Consider the following 18,165-nt stretch of genomic DNA (forward strand, 5'->3'; position numbering starts at 1 on the left):
GCGGGCAGGACTAGCGACGGTCGAAACAACAGCGCGAGGGCCACTGCACCCGTTACGGGCCGCTGCACCCGTTATGTGGCGCTGCACCCGTTATGTGGCGCTGCACCCGAACAGAAGGGGTGTAATGCCTACGGATCGGGTGCAGCGCACCCAATCACAAGAACAAACGCGGAATCGGCGAGACGACCGCCGACACGCAGAAGGTGAGCTAAAGGACAAAACGTGTTGGTTTTGTGGCGACTTTTCGGCTTGTTAGTGCGGGAAAATTAACATTGAAGGTCGTTGTTTTATTGTGAGGGTATGAATACCCCCACATGCCCAGCGTGCGGGCTGGCGCGGGGTACACGGCCGGGGTGACGCGGGGCCAGTCTTCCGCGTTTTCATCATTCCTTCAGCACTTGTGCGCAGCCGATGGGCTAACCACCTCAATTTCGCATGCAATTCCCCCGAGGCTTGAGGACACCCTGGATTCGTATCGTTGTAATTGCAACGTTTCTGGGCGTGCTTGAACATTCAGTCAATCGAATTGCATGCGACATTGCTCCGATCATTCCCTGAGGCGTCCCGCCTATCAACGATCACTGAGCACATAGCTCCGACGCCCATGGCACTGGTCAGCGCCCAGAGGTTGCGCACATCACAGACTACCTCACCTATCACGGTCCTTCTCGATTGTTTTTCGTTGAGGTGGGCTGCACCGTGGGCGCTGCACCCTTAGCGCGGGCCGCCGAATCCCCGGCGCTCAGCGCGACAGTGAGCCTTCGGTGTGTGGAATCACCCCATGTCCCTCCCGCTCACGTTCTAAAGACGATAGACTCACCGGGTACCCATCACCTACCGTCTAGGAGTACCCCCCATGAAGCGCCGCATCGCCGCAGTCGCCCTCGTCGCCCTTCTCCCCCTCGGCATGGCCGCCTGTGGCGCCCAGTCCAAGGCCGACGCCTGCAACCAACTCAAGAGCGCAATGAACGAGTCCAGCAGCGCCCTGCTGAAAGTCAGCCAGGACCCCACCAGCAAGGACACCTACATTACCCTCGCCGAAGCCTACGAGGCCGCCTCCAAGAAGATCACCAACACGGAGATCAAGCCCTCCGTTGACCAGGTCGCTGCGGATTGGCGCAACCTCGCTGACCATGCTGATGCCCTCACCTCGATGGACCCCGCTAAGACTGTCGAATTCACGCAGATCGCTGAGGACCTGAACACGCACCAGAACGCGCTCCTGGCGACGTGCGGTCTTCCCAACGGCGGCAACTGAGTCACCGCTGACACCGTCAGCTCGCAGTGGGAGGGACGACCCGATGGGTCGTCCCTCCCTTGTGTCACGCCGCGAGTGGCCCCGACGGTGCGGATGCAGACGCACCCGAGTCGGCCATGGCCTCGTGACGTCAGGCGCGGCCGCCGCTCTTCCAGCGGCGGAAGAACATCGCCAGCAGCGCGCCGGACAGGTTGTGCCACACCGAGAACACGGCTGCCGGGAGCGCGGTCTCCGGGGTGGCGGCGAAATGGGTCTTCGCGAGGGTCGCCGCGAGCGCCGAGTTCTGCATGCCAACCTCGATCGCGGTCGTGCGCGCAGCCTTGTCGGAACCGCGTCCCACGCGCCCGGCCAGGTAGCCGAACAGATAGCCCAGCAGGTTGTGACAGATGACCACCGCGATGATGAGGGCGCCCGACGTGAGGATCTTGTCGACCGAGCCCGACACGACGACGACCAGCACGTAGCAGATACCCAGCACGGAGATCCAGGGCAGAAGCGGCAGGATCTTCTCCACGAACTTGCCGGCGAGGAAGCGGACGATGAAGCCGCCCAGGACGGGGGCGAGGACCATCAGCAGGATGTTCTTGGCCATTGCCGCGCCGTCAACCGGCATGCGCGAACCCACCAGCCAGGCGGTGAGCAGCGGTGTCATGAGGGGTGCGAGCAGCGTCGAGATCGAGGTCATGGTGACCGACAGGGCGACGTCCGCCTTTGCCAGATAGGAGATCACGTTCGAGGCCGTACCGCCGGGGGCGCAGCCGACGAGGATGACGCCGACGGCGACCGCGTCGGGGAGGCGGAACGCGTAGCACAGGGCCCAGCCGACGAGGGGCATGATCAGGTACTGGGCGACAACACCCACGAGCACGGGCAGCGGACGCTTCACGATGAGCCCGAAGTCGGGCAGCGTCAGGGTCAGGCCCATGCCGAACATGATGACACCGAGGGCCCAGTTGACGCCGGGGGCCAGCGGCTTAAAGGTCGCGGGCGTGACCATCGCGATGGCGAAGGCCGCCAGAATCAGCAGCGGAAAAACCGTAACGGCGATGCGAGCGCTGCGATCCTCTGAGGACAGAGTCGGAGATTGAGTTGTAACTGCGTCTGATGTGGACATGCCCCCATGTTTCACCGATCGTTGAATTCTTCCCTTCCGCATCTCACGTTGTGATCAGCTCAGTATTGAGCCTCACAGGACTACTTCACTAAGCTAAGGCTATGCACAGTGCAGCGCTGCAGACTCGGAACGCATCCCAACGCCCCACGGGTGGAGGACCCGACCGCACGCCGGGGCGACCCCAGGGGCGCCCGAAGCCGCGTCACCCTAAGAACCCCCGCATGCGCGAGCTTGCCCGCAACGGCTGGCTCTCCGACCAGCACGGCGCATGGACGATGATGGCCTTGCCACCACTGCTCGGCTGGGCGCTATCCTTCACCTTCTCGTGGCTGGTCATCCTCATGTTCCTCGCGTGGGCGATGGCGTTCCAGATGTTCTCGGCCGTGTGCCTGTGGGTCAAGACCCCAGCGAAGCGCCGCAGCCGCATCGTGCCCGCGATCATCACCTACGGCGTCCTCGCGGCCGTTCCCGGCATCACGCTGCTCGCGATGCGTCCCCAGCTGCTGTGGTGGGCCATCGCCTTCGCGCCGCTGGCCTCGTCCGCGATCTACCTGGTGTGGCAGGGGCGTGAGCGTTCCCTGGGCGCCCGAGCTGCCTCGATCCTGGCGAGCTCCATCATGGGACCCGTCGCTTTTTCGCTGGCGACCGCGGATGGTTCTCCGGCCGCGGTGTCGATTCACGCGTGGGCGACGTGCGCGGCGTTCGGTCTGCATTACATCGGCACGGTTCCGCTGGTGCGTTCGATGATCCGAGGCCGGAAGGACCCGCGCTGGGCGGTGGGTTCGACGCTGCTGCACGCGGCGTTCACGCTCGGCGCGGCCGTGGCGTGGTGGTTCGGCGCGCTGGCGATCTGGCCTGTCATCATGTGGGCGTTCCTGACGGTTCGCGCGTGGGTGATGCCGACGATCAGTCGGAAGCGGGCGCGGCCGCTCTCGCCCAAGCTCGTCGGCTATAGCGAGCTCGGCTGGTCGCTTCTCCTGATCGTCTCGCTGCTGATCCCGTAATCACCGCGTTTCGGTGGGTGGCCATGGGCACGTCCGATTCGTTGGGCGTGCCCATTCGCACACGCCCCTACGCGCCGATGCCCTCGGCGCGCGCGAAGTCGGCGGCCACGGATAGGAACCGGTCGTTTTGTTCGCGCGAGCCCACGGACACGCGCACGCCTTCGCGGAACGGGCGCACGATGAGGCCGACGCGGGCGCAGGCATCGACGAGGCCGTAGACGCTCCCGCGCAGCAGGTAGAAGTTCGACTGGGTGTCCGGGATGTCGTATCCGAGCTCGCGAAGGGCGGGGACGATGCGCTCGCGTTCGGCGACGATCTCTGCGACCGCGCGCTGGACAGCCTCGGCGTCCGCGAGGGAGGCGCGGGCCGCGGCCAGCGCGAGGGAGTTGACGCCAAAGGGCACGAGGAGGGACTGAATGGCGCCGATCACCTCGGGGTCTGCGATGGCGTAGCCGACGCGCACGCCGGCCAGCGCATGGGCCTTGGAGAAGGTGCGCATGACGACGACGTTGGGGTGCTCATCGATGAGGGGAACCGCGCTGCGCACGCCGGGCTTGGTCGCGAAGTCGATGTAGGCCTCGTCGACGATGATCATGACGTCGTCGGGGGCGTCCGCCACGAAGGAGGCGATCTCCTCGTAGGTGAGGGCCGGGCCGGTCGGGTTGTTCGGAGAGCAGAGGATGACGGCGACGGTGTCGGGCGTGATCGCTTCGCGCATCGCGGCGAGGTCGTGGCTGCCGTCAGGGAGGAGCTCCACGGGCACGGGGTCGGCGCCCACGGTCGGAACGGCGATCGGGTAGGACTCGAAGGAACGCCACGGGTAGACGACCTGGGTGCCGGGTTGGCAGACGGCGGACAGCGCGGCCACGAGGATTGCCGAGGAGCCGGTGCCGACGCACACCTGGTCGGCGCCGACCCCGAAGCGCTGTCCGAGCGCCTCGCGCAGGGGCGCGGCCGTCAGGTCGGGGTACCGGTTGATTGTGTCGAGCTCGCGGGCAATCGCCTCCAGGACGGCGGGGCTGGGCGGGGTCGGCATTTCGTTGGACGAGATTTTGACGGCGTCGGGCGCTGACTTGCTGGGCTTGTAGCGGGGCAGGGAGAGGACGGCGGGCCGGAAGCGCAGGTTGCTCATGTGTGTAGTCCTAGCCCATGGGGGTGCGCCGTGCAAGCAACGTCCCAGTGCGCAAGAATGAACAAATGGATTTCATTGCTCGACTCGTTGCCACGATGGCCGGACTGTGGGTTACGACGCTCCTGGTCCCGTCGATCTCCGTCACGTCGACGACGGCATCAGGAACCGTGATTGCCCTCGCCGTCATCGCTTTCGTGTTCACGCTGGTCAACTCGATCATTAAGCCCGTCGTCAAGACGCTGGCTTTCCCCCTATACCTCCTGACCTTCGGCCTGTTTGCCCTGGTGACGAACTCGCTGCTCTTCGCGCTGACGGGGTGGCTGTCCACATCGCTGGGCATTCCCATGACGACGGGCGGCTTCTGGTCATGCCTGGCGGGCGCCGTCATCACGTCGGTGGTTGCCTCCCTCGTGTCGGGCGTGCTGCACGACAAGAAAGACAAGCGCGACTAGGTCGAACCTCCCTCCTCTTCGGGGCGCATCACTTGTCGGTGATGCGCCTCGTTTGGTAGTGGTGGACGGTGGTTTGTGTGCGTTCGGTCAGCCCGAGCGCCTGGGTGCGGCGGGCCTCGGCGGCCGCGAGCGCCCCGAGGCCCGGGTCAGTCGAGGCCTTGGCGGCGTTCAGGGAGCTGCGGATCTCTTCGACGTAGACGGGGGCGGAGTGTGAGCAGGGGACGGGGTCGGTCCCATCGCAGGTGGCCTGGTAGTCGTGGAACATGACAGTGGTGACGTTGTCTCCTTGCGTGGCGTAGCCGTCGAGGCCGGGGACGATGTCGCCAGAGTTTTCGTAGGAGAGAACGGGGACGTCGGTCGGGGCGATGGTGGCTGTCGGGGATCCGGCGGTGACGACGGAGACGACGTTGTAGCGGGAGCGCACGTCCGGGTCGGCGGCCAGTTGGGCGGCCATGATGCCTCCTTGGGAATGCCCGGCGAATTCGACGGCTTCACCGGGTGCGATGCCCGCGTCCTTCATCGCCTCCTGGATGGCATAGAACTGGTCGGAGTTCATGCCGCCGACGCCCTGGAGGTTGGTGAGCATGTCCTGCGGCCCATCCGTGCCCACTGTGAAGGACTGCGTGCCGCGGATGTCGACGGTCCACGAGCGCGTCTGCGTCCCGTCCTCCCCCGTCGTGACGTGCTCCTCGATGGCGATCTCGCCGTTGTTGGCGTCGCCACCGTGCATGTCGACGATGTGCTCGATGAGGTCGGCGCTGGTCGGTGCCCCCTCGTAGTGGGTGTCGGGTGCCGCATCCGGCATCGACTCCTGCGTCTCAGCCGTTCGCTGCCGAAGCTCACCTGGCCATTTCTTCAGGCCGATTCCGCCGTAGTGGACGCGCATGTCTCCGCTGGCTGACTTGACCACGACCCCGTAGCTCGCGCCGTTCTCCCGCCGACAACCGGTCCACCACGCGGCGGCGAGTGCTGCTACGCCTGAAGCCGAGGCCGTCGATGTGGAGTTGAGGTCCTGGCTGACGCCGAAGCCGAAGGATGACAGGCCACGTGCAACGTCCCTGAATACGGGTACCGAGTTGACGTCCAGGGCGAATCGGCCGAGGTCGCGCTGGAAGCGGGCGCCCGACATGTCGTCCTTGTGCACGTAGAACAGGAGGCCGTCGATACCAGTGTTGATCAGGTCCCTGTTTCCCACGAACGATGCCGCGGAAGGGTTGAGTACCGTTGGCAGCCAGGGAAGTCCCAGGTCATGTGCCGCGTCCTGCTGCCCATGAAAGAGGGCGCTCGACACCGCGCCCGCGAGGCCTCCCGTGGCATAGAACCTGGCCATGCCGATCGGGGTGAGTTGCGGTCCCATCGGGCTGCCGGGGACGGCCTCCCACAGCGACGCTCCCGCCTCCGCGTCCCCGTAGGTCAGGGATGCGTCCTGGAGCTTCCACAGCAGCTCGTCGATGCGGGATTCGAGGGTGTCCAGCGCGGCCAGCGCCCCGTGGATCGCGTCGACGAGGGCTGTACCGGCCAGCGGGTTGGCGGGAGTGGCTGCCTCCGCCTCCCATAGGGCCGTGGTGAGGGCGCCCCGGGCGGGTTGGATGATCAACAGCTTTTTGTATGTCAGTATCGTGTGTTCGGCGCACAGCTCGTTGACGTCGACGCTGAAGGGGCCAGAGACGACGGACACGTCGCGATGGGGATCGAAGGACACGGTCACCATCTCCCCGACAGGGCCATGTCGATGCTGACCTTGCATGAGGTCGACATGGCACGCTGTGCGGCAGCCAGCGTCTTGGCGCATTCCGATTCGAATGAGGGGACCAGGTCCAGGGCCTGCGAGATCTCCTCGAGGACCGTGTGGGCCTGGGCGACGGCCTCGTCGCGCCTGGCCCGGTATCCATCTCCTGCCGTCCCCATCCACTGGGGGCACGAGGCATCCGCGAGCACTGCGCGCAGGTCGTCGACGAGGCCGTGGGCGGAGTTGAGGGGCCCGGCGGGCCCGAGCGCATCGATGAGCATGGGGACTCCCTTCGTTGGAAGCGTTGTCGTGACAATCAAGACGCTACGCGCGAGGCCGTGGCTGGTTCTACCCGCACGGACAGCCCTGTGGATAGCGGGCGACACGAACTACCCCCTGTGGATAGACGCCGCCCGCGTTGGTCTGTGGATAAAGCGAAGTCGCCCCCCGGACGGTATCGGGCACTCCCCCGTTAGCGAACGTGAACAACTCTCTATCGAGGTGAACCACTGATGAAGGTGCACCGTTGTAGCATCGATGCATGCCACTCGACTACACACGACCGCTCGCCGTAGACCTTTTTGCAGGAGCAGGAGGACTATCTCTCGGCCTCGAACAAGCCGGATACGAAATCGCGGCCGCAGTCGAGTATGATCCCATTCACGCAGCGGTCCACGAGTACAACTTCCCGTACGGAAAGACCTTTGCGCGAGATGTTACAGGCATCACCGGCGCTGAGATTCGCATCAAATCCGAGATCGGAGACAGGGAGATTGCTCTGGTTGCCGGCGGCCCGCCATGCCAAGGGATATCCCTCATTGGCCGCCGCGCTATCGATGATCCTCGAAACGCACTGTTGAAAGAATATGTACGTTTGGTTCTCGAACTGCAGCCCCGTCATTTCCTCATGGAAAACGTCGCGGGTCTGACTGTCGGCAAGCACCGTCACCTGCTCACAGAAGTTATCGACCTTCTGTCTGATGGGGGGTATCAGGTACTCACCCCTTATCGCGTTTTGCAGGCAGCGGACTACGGTACGCCACAATCACGTAAGCGCCTCATCCTTTTGGGCGCCCGCGAGGACGTGCCTCTACCGCACTATCCAGAACCGCTTTTCACACCTCGACCTATTCGGAACAAGCCTCTCCCGAGCGATCCTGTGCTGCCCTTTGGCCCCTCCGTCAATGACGCGCTCTCGGATATTCCCGACGCTCACTCGATCAACGAGCTCCTCGAAGGAGACACCACGTCCGACGTTGTTTACAACACACCTTCGGACTACGCGGCAGAGCTGCGCGGCATAACAACTGCTGCGGACGATTACTCGCACCCTCGCCGCTTTGACCATTCCGTGTTGACCTCATCGAATCGGACGAACCACACAAGCACATCAATTGAACGTTTCAATGCGACGACACCGGGTGATGTTGAGCCCGTCTCACGTTTCCTTCGGCTAAACCCCGAGGGAATCTGCAACACGCTGCGCGCAGGAACTGCGTCTGATCGTGGGGCTTTCACCGCACCTCGGCCGATTCATCCGACGTACCCTCGCGTCATCACTGTCCGAGAAGCGGCACGTCTTCACGGATATCCCGACTGGTTCCGGTTCCACGTCACGAAGTGGAATGGTTTCCGCGAGATCGGCAATTCGGTGCCTGCACGGCTTGGACGCGCCCTAGGCGCTGCCCTCCTACAGGCGGACAATGTCACCCCCACGCGTGGCGGGATCATCGACTTGGGCGCCCCCCAACTATTGTCTATGAACGCCAGCGAAGCAGAAAAGTACTACGGGATCAAAGAACGTGTCATCCCTCAACGCGATAGGAAATAGCTGATGGTCAAAGAAGCCTCATCAGATCTGTATTCACTCATCTTGGAAAGGATCTTTTTCAAACATTTTCACGACGGCACAACATCTATTTGGAGGAGAGAGGAGCTCCTTGAGGCAGCGAAAGAACTCGATGTTCGAGCACCCAAAAACCTCGGAGATCTCGTCTATGCTTTCCGCTATCGCCGAACACTCCCTGAGAGCATACGCACGGTAGCACCGGAGGGCATGCAGTGGATTATTCGTGGAAAAGGACGAGCTGAGTACCAGTTCGAGCTCGTAAAACAACAGGTTCGAATCATTCCGAATCTTTCTCTCGCCCGCATCAAGATTCCGGACGCGACTCCTCAGATTATTCGCTCCTCTGCACTCGGTGATGAGCAGGCACTGCTCGCCCTGGTTCGTTACAACCGTCTCATTGATATCTTCTTGGGTATCACCACCTACTCCCTCCAAAACCACTTACGCACAACAGCAACGGGTATTGGGCAAGTAGAAATTGATGAGATCTATGTTGGCGTCGACGGCGGCGGCAGACAGTACATTTTGCCGGTCCAGGCAAAGGGAGGCAAGGATGAAATTGGCGTGACACAGGCGGAACAAGACCTCGCGGTGTGCGCTGACAGGTGGCCATCCATGATCGCTCGCCCGATTGCTGCGCAGTTTGCGGATGACGGATTGATTGCGTTGTTTGAACTCGCACTCCAGGACGGTGAGCTTCGGGTCAGGCGTGAGGAACACTATGAACTCGTCCCAGCGGATGCAATTTCGCCTGCGGACCTGCAATCGTACCGACTGAACCCCTAACCCGGCCCCGGCCTCGTGCGTTACCCACGCCACGAACCGCCGCGCGGACTCAGCGTCCCGAAGGCCCACCGTTCTGGGAAGATAGGGGGTATGAGCGACACGATGACACTGTTCTCCACTGCCCACGGCTATTCGGACTTGGCGGGCGGGGGTGAGCCGCTCAGCCCGCTGGACGGGCGCTACCGCGCGGTCGCCGCGCCGCTGGCGAACTACCTGTCCGAGGCGGGCCTGAATCGCGCGCGCGTGCACGTCGAGATCGAGTGGCTGATTTTCCTGCTCGACAACTCGGTCCTGCCGGGCGCGCCCACGCTGACGGACGCGGAGCGCGACTATCTGCGCGCGCTGCCCCGCGATTTCGGAGCCGAGCACATCAAGCGCCTGGGCGAGTTCGAGGCCGTCACCCGCCACGACGTCAAGGCCGTCGAATACCTGATCGGCGAATACCTGGAGGCGGCCTCCTCCGTTCTGGGCGAGGGCACGTCCCTGCCCTCGCTGCGCGAGGTCGTCCACATCTTCTGCACCTCCGAGGACATCAACAACCTGGCTTACGCGCTGACGATTAAGGCGGCGACAGAGCAGGTGTGGCTGCCGTCGATCCGCGCGCTCCTGGATCGCCTGCGCGGCTTGGCCGAGGCCGGGGCGGCCGTCCCGATGCTGGCGCACACGCACGGACAGCCGGCGACGCCGGTGACGGTCGGCAAGGAGATGGCGGTGTTCGCGCACCGCCTGTCGCGCCAGATCAAGCGCGTCGAGGCCACTCAGTACCTGGGCAAGATCAACGGCGCGACGGGCACGTGGGCCGCGCACGTCGTGTCGGTGCCGGGCGCGGATTGGCCGACGTTGGCTCGCTCTTTCGTGGAGGGCCTGGGCCTGACGTGGAACCCGCTGACGACGCAGATCGAGTCGCACGACTGGCAGGCGGAGCTGTACGCGGACGTGGCGCGCGCGGGCCGTATCGCCCACAACCTGGCGACGGACGCGTGGACCTACATTTCGATGGATTACTTCCACCAGAACCTGGCGGCGCAGGGGTCGACGGGTTCGTCGACGATGCCGCACAAGGTCAACCCGATCCGCTTCGAGAACGCGGAGGCGAACCTGGAGGTGTCGAACGCGCTGTTGGATTCGCTGGCGTCGACGCTGGTGACCAGCCGCATGCAGCGCGACCTGACGGATTCGACGACGCAGCGCAACGTGGGCGTCGCGTTCGGCCACGCGGTGCTGGCCTACGACAACCTGGTGCGCGGCCTGGATGGCATCGAGATCAACGCGGCTCGTATGGCCCGCGATTTGGATGCGAATTGGGCGGTGCTCGGCGAGGCCGTCCAGCAGGCGATGCGCGCCGCCGCGATCGCGGGCGCGACCGGCATGGCGAACCCTTACGAGCGTCTCAAGGAGCTGACGCGCGGCCACGAGGTGGGCGCGGAAGACATGCGTGAGTTCATCGCGGGCCTGGGTCTGCCCACCGAGGTGGAGGAGCGCCTCCTGGCGCTGACCCCCGCGACCTACATCGGCCTGTCCGAGCGCCTGGCGCGCTGGGAGGCCTGAGCTCTAGCGGTTGGGGCGGCGGGTGCGCGGGTTCGCGCCTCGCCGCCTTTGCCGTTTCTTCGCCTCCTCGACGAGGCCGGGGCGGGGGTTACGAGCCCGACTGGGCACCGCTCTGGGCGCCGGACTGGGGGGTGGCATAAGCACCCGGGGTGAGCGTGGGGACTGGATGCAGGTCCGGATCCGTATTGTCACTGACCGTCACATGCACGCCCGGGAACGCCTCCTCAACCGACGGCAGAACGAACTGACCGGGATCATCCAGGGGCTTATCCGTCGGCAAACACGCAGAACGCGACCTCACGGCAATAGAGTCCTCCGAAAACTTGAACTCGGCCATGCCACCATAGTTGTCGATCAGCTGAATACCCCGAGTAGCATCCCTATCGATTTGCTTGTCAACCTGCACGGTCACCGCCCAATCGGGCTTGTTTTCTGTCACCAGTTTCTCGAGCCGCTCAAAGGACATCGACGGAGCCACCGTGGTGTAGCCAACCAGGCGATACCCCTGGGTATCACCACTGCCACACACCTGTACATACGGCAAGCCCATCACCGTCAGCTCACCACCGGTCTCGGCGGCCACCTGCACAGCCATACTCGATATCTCCAGCAGCTGACGGCTCGTGTACTCCTCAATGCTCACACGCTGAGGAAAGGGAACGAGCTCAGCATCGCGCGACTTTGCTGCATGACACCCACCCAACACGGCCACCACCACGACGCACCACGCACCCACGCGTACTGGGGTCCATTTCTTTGTCATGTTCATTCCCCCGTCTGCACTCCGGACTGAACCCCCGACTGCGATCGTAACTCAGGATTCTCACCGCCGTTATCGTCAAAGGCCTGCACGATTGTCAGATTCGGAAACATCTCTTCGGGGCTAGGCAGCGGATAGGACGAGAGTGGGACGTCCGGATCGAGAGGCTGCGACGGGAGCATACACCCCGAATACAAACTAATGACAATGCGGTTCTGAGCCTCGTGATGATAGAAAACCAGACTATTCCCATAGCCATCCCCGACAGCAACAGTGCGAGAGTTGAGTTTATCTCTGCGTACCGGATCCCACGAATAGCCGAAGCCGTTACGCTGTGCCCCCTCGACAACCATCCGACGCAAATCCTCATAGTCGATCGCAGGAATAACCATCGAATCCCAATGGATATCTATATCGGTCGTGTCCGTCGTCAAGCAACCGTCGACTCGGTTCTTGCCGCCGACTCCTAGCACACCACCGGACTCGACGACGACCTCCTCGATGATACCAAGATACCGGGGCAGGGTATCCCTGATGTGAACCTCCGTCGTCTGTCCCTCGGAGATAGGTATGCTCCCGCTGCCGCGTCCAAAATACAGTTCAGCATCATCCGGTGGGCTCGGAATACACGCCGCCAGAACCAGAGAGACGCAGGCAGAACTCATCAGCGCGGCCAGCTGTTTCCGATTCATTACCTCTCCTTCGTATCCGCGATGACCTTACCGATGTCTTCAAGGGAGTAGTTATGCTGCCCCTCTTTCGCCCTATAGAAATAAGCGGAGTGGTTCGCAAATGTGCCGGCGTTTGGATCTGAGTTATATCCGTCTCCCCCAGTCGCGTCACCCGAGAGATGCCCGATCCCTTCCAGCTCCTTGGGGTCACGGCCGAAGGTCCAATCGGGCCCCATTCCCTGTACATCATCGTGTAGCGGAATCGCTGACACCCACGTGTGGTCGGGGTCTACCCCCAGCGTCCCAACAGAATGCACCGCTGAGCCCGGGGAACCCGTGTACACGAAGTCATCGACGACGCCTTCTCCGATATCACGCATCGCGAAGCCTCCTGTCGTGGACCCGTAGGAATGCGTAATCGCGCTTTGATGCACGTCCATCCCCCGCTCTGAGCGCCACGAGTGGATTCCAGTCAGGAAGCCGTTCAGCTTCTGACCTCCCACCTCCGCTTTGTGTGTCGACGCAACAGAAAAGTCCAATTCTTCAGGATGCGGAGGCGCTTCGTAGCCCATCCACGCAACCGCTGCGACACTTCCTTTTTCTGCCCCGCCCGCATCCTCCGCTGCTTCGATCATGTTACGCGCATACCCCAAGTTGAGGTCTGTGCTCCTACGACAACTCGTAGTCATACCCGGGACAAGTGTTGTCACATGCTTCGCGTTATCGACATCTCCAATAGCGAGTGCCGCACGCACGTTTTCTCCACGTTCACCAAACTCAAGAGCAATAAGTGAGATATCTGAATTACCATCAAGGGCTTTTTTGATAGCTAAGAGATCATTCAGTTTATTTTCTGCGTTGCGATAGCGTTCAAGTGCTTCATCATCACTGTACTGCCTACCCCAGAATGAATCCTTATCCCTCTCATATGCAGCTTTCGCTTCATCGTACTCCTTCTGGGCTTTCTCAAGCAGGCCCGTCCCCGGGATACGATGTCCCGCGGCGTCAATGCGCCCGTTCAACACGAGATCGTTCGCCTTTGCTCGCGAGGCCATGTCGATACCGTTGAGATTGCCGTACTTTTCGGGATCCTTGTTGATGAGCGCCTCGCGCTCGGACTCCGACAGGAGCGCCCACCACACGGAGACCTCCTCGGGGGTCCACGAGGGGTCGGCGTCGTTTGCCAGGCCCGCGGACTCCGAGTGGCGCCCCTCGGCCAGGACATACTGGCCGTCGGCCAACGCCTGATAGCGTGGCCCCACCGTTTCCTCGGCTTCCGTCGCAATTCGCACTGCATCGTCAACACAATCGCGTAGCTCAGCAAACTTACTCGCTACCGGCTCAAACCTCGTTTCAGGCGCTGACGGTTGAACAACACCACTCTCCGGAATGTCATACCCAACTTCTGCCGCAACCTCCCACGCGGACTTCCGCTTTGCCGCAACCCGGCTCACGTACCCGTGCAGCTCTGCGGTTGCCAGCGCGTATTCGGTGAGTTCGTTGAGGCGCGAGTCCAGCTTGTCCTGGATCTCGGAGAGTCGCTGGCGCATCCGGTCGGGCGCCTCGCCCTGAGATCGGATGTCTTTCGCGGCGTGCTCGAGGTCGGCGATGATCTCGCGCGCCTCGCGCACCTCGGCCTCGATGAGGTCCTCGGCCTCCTCCACGTAGCTGAGCTCCCAGCTCTGAATGTCCGCCCAGGTTGCCACTACTGTTCCTCCCTCATACGCCGCAGGTCGTCCATCGTCATCGCCGGGCCGCCGTGGGCGGTCTGTTGGAAGCTCACCGCAGCTTTATTGTCGGTTGCGTTATAGGCGTTGATCGAGTCGTTCACGGACTGGGAGAAATCGTCCAGGTCGCGCGTCAGTGCAATGACTGCCTCGTCAATCGTTTCGCCCGCGCTGCGCCCCTGGCCTGCGAGCGGGCTTCCCCCGACTGCAGAGGAGATGTAGTCGCCCGCCGTCGCGACGGTCACCGACTGCAGTCTGCTGGACAGATCTCTCGTTCGGTCGCGCAGGACTTCGAGGTCCCCCTCTTCGATAACAAGATCGCCAGCCATGATGCTCCTTCGACGTCACTTCGGTGCTGTTAAGCCAGACACTACCAAACGGTCACAACACGAACAAGAGCACCCCCAAGGGGTGGAACACCCCATTCCAACCAGGAAACGAGGCCCGGACTCACGCTCCGGTCACGGCCTCCAGGCGGGGTCGCCCTCGGGCGCGCCGTAGCGGTTGTAAAGCTCGTCGGGGCGGGCGATCTCGTCCTCGAAGCCGAGCGCGGTCATGTCGACGACCGCGTCGGTCTGGGCGCCCGGCGCCGCCAGGGAGTCCGCGTCGCCGTCGTCCGTGCGCGCGACGAGGACTCGGGCGCGCACGCTCACGGGAACCATTTCGGGATTGTTCCACGTCGCGCGGGTGATCTCGTCGAGCGCCAACGTCGCCGTCACGGGGTCGGTCAGCGCATCCTGGGCGGGCAGGACCACGTCGATGGACACGAGGGAAGGGCGCCCGAATCCCTCGCCGACCTCCACGTTGACGACGCGGTGCTGACCGGAACCAGCGTCATTGACACCAGCCCCGGCCTCGTCCGTGACCCTCTCCGGGAAGCGCGAGTCGAGCGCGGCGGTGGCGAGGTCGACGAAGCGCTGGGTGCGTCCGGTTCCGCGCGTCGAGGACAGGGCACGCCACGCGATCCCGGCGCCCAGGGCACCCACGCCGAGCGCGCCGATCATGAGCGGCCCGGCGATCTGCGGGAGACGGCCGCGCAGGCCCGAGGAGGCCGCCTTGTTGACGGGGGTCGAGACGCGCATCCAGCGGCGCACCTCGCGCAGGGGGGCGTGTGGGTCGTTCATGACCTGTCCTTTCTGAAGGGAACGAGCGCTGACAGGGTGCCGAGCACCGACGGGCGGCGGCGCTTGGGGCGTGCGACGCGAGGAAGCCTGGGCGCCTCGGCCGCGTAGTCGATGGGGTAGGTGGCGGGCTCGTAGGCGCTGGCGCGTTCGAGCGCGGCGACCGTGTCCCACGTGCCCTCGGCGGAGGGGGTCAGGATGTCCTGCCAGATCTCGTAGTGCATGACGCGGGTGTCCTCGCCCGGGGTGGGCAGGAAATCCTGCAGGGCCGCCATCGACGAGGCCAGCCGCCCCCACGGGGCCACGCGCACCTTGCGCTCGAGGAGGCGCACAGTCTCCGTATACGTCGAGGAGGAGTGCGCGTAGTAGAGGGGGCGGGTACGAGGCCTCACGAGGCTACGTCCGACGGTGACGCGCCGGTCGGGGGCGCGGTCGGGCGAGCCGTCGAGGCTCGGCATGACGTCCTGGTCGTGGTAGACGGCCACGGTCACGACGTCGGGGCGCACGCGGATGCGGCGATTCGGGCCGCCCGTGGACAGGATGCCCGCGACGTTCACCCCGGCCTCGTGCGGTGGGACCGAGGCGAGGGCGGCGGCGACGATTCCGCCCTGGGAGTGGCCGCAGATGAGGACGGGCTCGCGCGCCCACCGGTCGGCGGGCACTCCGTCGCGTTCCATGGCGGCGTGGATCGCACGCACGACGCCGACGCTCATCGAGGCCTCCAGGCCGAGCATGAGGCGAATGTTCGTCTCCACGTCGGCGGGGTTGTTCGTGGAGCGCCAGGTCATGGACTCGGTGCCGACCAGGGAAAGGAGCCAGCGGCGCGCCTCGCCCTCGCCGACGCGGGTGATCTTGACGGCGGGGCCGATCGTGCGCGACCAGTAGAGCTCGTCGATGTCGGCGCACATGTCGGACAGGACCGCGGGCGCGTCGACGCGGCGGATCTGCGCCTCGGGGTGGCCGGGCAGCGGGTCCTGGAAGGCCGGGTCGGCATCGGAGTCGCGCAGGAGGGCGACGTGGACTGCGCCGCCGCGCAGGGCACCCACGGCGGTGCCGATCGTCAGCATTCCGGTCATGAGGGCGTCGTACCCGCGCCTGGGGATGAGGGGCAGCATGCGGGACATGCGCCCGTCCCTATCCGCGCCGATGGCCACGACCGCTCGCGCCCACGCGCGTCCCACGGTCGCGGTGCGCCGCGCGACGTGTGAGAGGGAGCGAATGAGGAGCGTGTCGAGGCCCGGGGTATCGAAGAAGATGCGCTGCGATTGTTCGCTGATCACGGTGCCCATGTCGTCGGAGAGGGAACGCGCGCGAGCACGCACATCCTCGGGTAGCGCGGGGATTTCGGCGAGGGCGCCGACGGCGACGGTTGCGGCAAGGGCGGGGACGATGGGGGCGACTTTGAGGCGCAGGTAGAAGCCGGGGTAGGCCTGGGGGACGCGGCGGATCGCGCGGTAGCGCCGACGCGGGCGTCGCTTCATGTCCCCTCCTTACCTGTGTGCTCCCCCCACCCTACGGCGGGCCGGGGCTGGGCGCGCCGCATTGGGGGATGCGTGTCGCCACCCCCACAGCGCTCGTTGACGACACCCCCTTGACACCCATACCCCCTAGGGGTATCATCTACACCATCTTATCCTGATCGATTTCACCCATCATCTCGACCCCGACCGGGTTGAGCGAAAGGAACGTCATGAGCACTCCCCACCATTCCGGTGATCACCATGGTGATCACCCCGCTCCGGAAACAGACCACACCCACCACCCGGATCATGCCAGCCACGAACACCACGCAGATGCCGACACCCACGGCCAGGCGATGCACCACGGTCACCCGCACTCCGTCCTGGACGAAGACCACCAGGTTCATGGTCACGGCGAACACGCCGGGCACAGCACCGCAATGTTTCGGGAACGCTTCTGGTGGTCACTGATACTGTCCATTCCCGTCGTTATTTTCAGCCCCATGGTCGCCCACCTGCTCGGCTACCCCCTCCCGGCATTCCCCGGATCCACCTGGGTTCCCCCGGTACTGGACACGATCATCTTCGTCTACGGCGGAACACCTTTCCTCAAGGGCGGATGGAAGGAAGTGAAATCCCGCCAACCCGGGATGATGCTCCTGATTGCCATGGCCATCACCGTGGCGTTTGTCGCCTCCTGGGTCACCACTCTGGGGCTGGGCGGTTTTGACCTGGACTTCTGGTGGGAGCTGGCCCTGCTGGTGACCATCATGCTGCTGGGCCACTGGCTGGAGATGCGCGCTCTCGGGGGTGCGTCCTCCGCGCTTGACGCGCTGGCTGCCCTGTTGCCGGATGAGGCCGAGAAAGTCATCGATGGGACCACCCGCACCGTGGACATCTCCGAGCTGGTCGTCGGCGACGTCGTGCTGGTGAGGGCCGGTGCCCGGGTGCCGGCCGACGGAACCATCCTCGACGGAGCCGCCGAATTCGATGAGGCGATGATCACCGGCGAATCCCGTCCCGTCTTCCGCGACACCGGTGACAGGGTGGTCGCCGGTACCGTGGCCACCGACAACACCGTCCGCGTCCGGGTGGAGGCTACCGGCGGGAACACCGCCTTGGCCGGGATCCAACGCATGGTTGCCGACGCACAGGAGTCCTCCTCCCGGGCTCAGGCCCTGGCGGATCGGGCGGCGGCGTTGTTGTTCTGGTTCGCGCTGATCTCTGCTCTGATCACCGCGGTGGTGTGGACCGCCATCGGCAGCCCGGACGATGCCGTGGTGCGCACGGTCACGGTGCTGGTCATCGCCTGCCCGCACGCCCTGGGCCTGGCGATTCCGCTGGTCATTGCGATCTCCACCGAGCGGGCCGCGAAATCCGGGGTGCTCATCAAGGACCGGATGGCGCTCGAGCGGATGCGCACCATCGACGTGGTGCTCTTCGATAAAACCGGCACCCTGACCGAGGGCGCGCACGCGGTCACCGGTGTCGCGGCAACTGTCGGCGTCACCGAGGGCGAGCTGCTGGCCCTGGCCGCCGCCGCGGAGGCCGACA

General features: G+C 64.2%; 17 protein-coding genes. 7 read left to right on the plus strand and 10 right to left on the minus strand.

What is annotated here, in order from left to right:
* The first annotated feature begins 856 nt into the window (after positions 1-856).
* Positions 857-1,258 carry a hypothetical protein gene (locus HMPREF1138_RS04250; RefSeq protein ID WP_009056958.1) on the plus strand — a complete coding sequence of 134 codons (402 nt, stop codon included), beginning with the start codon at positions 857-859 and terminating at the stop codon, positions 1,256-1,258.
* A gap of 130 nt (positions 1,259-1,388) precedes the next feature.
* Here the strand turns inward: HMPREF1138_RS04250 and HMPREF1138_RS04255 are convergent, their stop codons facing one another.
* Positions 1,389-2,372, minus strand: a complete 984-nt coding sequence (locus HMPREF1138_RS04255) for a bile acid:sodium symporter family protein (protein WP_009056975.1) — start codon at positions 2,370-2,372, stop codon at positions 1,389-1,391.
* A 221-nt stretch (positions 2,373-2,593) separates the two neighbouring features.
* Between HMPREF1138_RS04255 and HMPREF1138_RS04260 the strand changes: the two genes are divergently transcribed.
* The gene (locus HMPREF1138_RS04260; protein WP_009056981.1) at positions 2,594-3,376 is read left to right on the plus strand and encodes a YwiC-like family protein; all 783 of its coding nucleotides are present in this window, start codon (positions 2,594-2,596) and stop codon (positions 3,374-3,376) included.
* A gap of 67 nt (positions 3,377-3,443) precedes the next feature.
* Here HMPREF1138_RS04260 and hisC read toward each other — a convergent pair whose 3' ends face one another.
* Positions 3,444-4,508 carry a histidinol-phosphate transaminase gene (gene hisC, locus HMPREF1138_RS04265; RefSeq protein WP_009056989.1) on the minus strand — a complete coding sequence of 355 codons (1,065 nt, stop codon included), beginning with the start codon at positions 4,506-4,508 and terminating at the stop codon, positions 3,444-3,446.
* Positions 4,509-4,573: 65 nt separating this feature from the next.
* On the opposite strand from hisC, the gene HMPREF1138_RS04270 reads away from it, so the two are divergent.
* On the plus strand, positions 4,574-4,960 hold the full coding sequence (locus HMPREF1138_RS04270; protein ID WP_009056974.1) for a phage holin family protein: 387 nt from the start codon (positions 4,574-4,576) through the stop codon (positions 4,958-4,960).
* Between the two features lie 28 nt (positions 4,961-4,988).
* Here the strand turns inward: HMPREF1138_RS04270 and HMPREF1138_RS04275 are convergent, their stop codons facing one another.
* Both HMPREF1138_RS04275 and HMPREF1138_RS04280 read right to left on the minus strand, forming a co-directional pair.
* Complete coding sequence (locus tag HMPREF1138_RS04275; protein WP_039936857.1) at positions 4,989-6,671, minus strand: alpha/beta hydrolase; 1,683 nt, start codon at positions 6,669-6,671, stop codon at positions 4,989-4,991.
* Entirely contained in the window at positions 6,665-6,970 is a 306-nt protein-coding gene (locus HMPREF1138_RS04280) for a hypothetical protein (RefSeq protein WP_009056983.1), read from the minus strand. The genes HMPREF1138_RS04275 and HMPREF1138_RS04280 overlap by 7 nt, the downstream gene beginning before the upstream one ends.
* 260 nt (positions 6,971-7,230) lie before the next feature.
* Here HMPREF1138_RS04280 and HMPREF1138_RS10670 point away from each other — a divergent pair, with 260 nt between their 5' ends.
* From HMPREF1138_RS10670 to purB, 3 genes are all read left to right on the plus strand, one after another.
* The gene (locus HMPREF1138_RS10670; RefSeq protein ID WP_009056964.1) at positions 7,231-8,520 is read left to right on the plus strand and encodes a DNA cytosine methyltransferase; all 1,290 of its coding nucleotides are present in this window, start codon (positions 7,231-7,233) and stop codon (positions 8,518-8,520) included.
* A gap of 3 nt (positions 8,521-8,523) precedes the next feature.
* Positions 8,524-9,324 carry a hypothetical protein gene (locus tag HMPREF1138_RS04290; RefSeq protein WP_009056960.1) on the plus strand — a complete coding sequence of 267 codons (801 nt, stop codon included), beginning with the start codon at positions 8,524-8,526 and terminating at the stop codon, positions 9,322-9,324.
* A gap of 90 nt (positions 9,325-9,414) precedes the next feature.
* Entirely contained in the window at positions 9,415-10,872 is a 1,458-nt protein-coding gene (gene purB, locus HMPREF1138_RS04295) for an adenylosuccinate lyase (RefSeq protein ID WP_009056986.1), read from the plus strand.
* 88 nt (positions 10,873-10,960) lie between these two features.
* Here purB and HMPREF1138_RS04300 read toward each other — a convergent pair whose 3' ends face one another.
* From HMPREF1138_RS04300 to HMPREF1138_RS04325, 6 genes are all read right to left on the minus strand, one after another.
* The gene (locus HMPREF1138_RS04300) at positions 10,961-11,641 is read right to left on the minus strand and encodes a DUF4853 domain-containing protein (protein WP_039936861.1); all 681 of its coding nucleotides are present in this window, start codon (positions 11,639-11,641) and stop codon (positions 10,961-10,963) included.
* A complete protein-coding gene (locus tag HMPREF1138_RS04305; RefSeq protein WP_009056968.1) occupies positions 11,638-12,324 on the minus strand; it encodes a DUF4853 domain-containing protein in 687 nt (228 codons plus the stop codon). Before HMPREF1138_RS04305 ends, HMPREF1138_RS04300 begins: the two co-directional genes overlap by 4 nt.
* On the minus strand, positions 12,324-14,009 hold the full coding sequence (locus HMPREF1138_RS04310; protein WP_009056962.1) for an alpha/beta hydrolase: 1,686 nt from the start codon (positions 14,007-14,009) through the stop codon (positions 12,324-12,326). The genes HMPREF1138_RS04305 and HMPREF1138_RS04310 overlap by 1 nt, the downstream gene beginning before the upstream one ends.
* The gene (locus HMPREF1138_RS04315; RefSeq protein ID WP_009056966.1) at positions 14,009-14,359 is read right to left on the minus strand and encodes a hypothetical protein; all 351 of its coding nucleotides are present in this window, start codon (positions 14,357-14,359) and stop codon (positions 14,009-14,011) included. Before HMPREF1138_RS04315 ends, HMPREF1138_RS04310 begins: the two co-directional genes overlap by 1 nt.
* A gap of 132 nt (positions 14,360-14,491) precedes the next feature.
* Positions 14,492-15,154, minus strand: coding sequence for a hypothetical protein (locus tag HMPREF1138_RS04320; RefSeq protein WP_009056987.1), 663 nt, complete (start codon positions 15,152-15,154; stop codon positions 14,492-14,494).
* Complete coding sequence (locus HMPREF1138_RS04325) at positions 15,151-16,632, minus strand: alpha/beta hydrolase (protein WP_009056970.1); 1,482 nt, start codon at positions 16,630-16,632, stop codon at positions 15,151-15,153. Before HMPREF1138_RS04325 ends, HMPREF1138_RS04320 begins: the two co-directional genes overlap by 4 nt.
* Before the next feature lie 419 nt (positions 16,633-17,051).
* Here HMPREF1138_RS04325 and HMPREF1138_RS04335 point away from each other — a divergent pair.
* The coding region (locus HMPREF1138_RS04335) for an HAD-IC family P-type ATPase (protein ID WP_039936867.1) at positions 17,052-18,165 on the plus strand (1,114 nt) is incomplete at its 3' end.

This window comes from Actinomyces sp. ICM58, from assembly GCF_000283035.1.
Lineage (GTDB): Bacteria > Actinomycetota > Actinomycetes > Actinomycetales > Actinomycetaceae > Pauljensenia.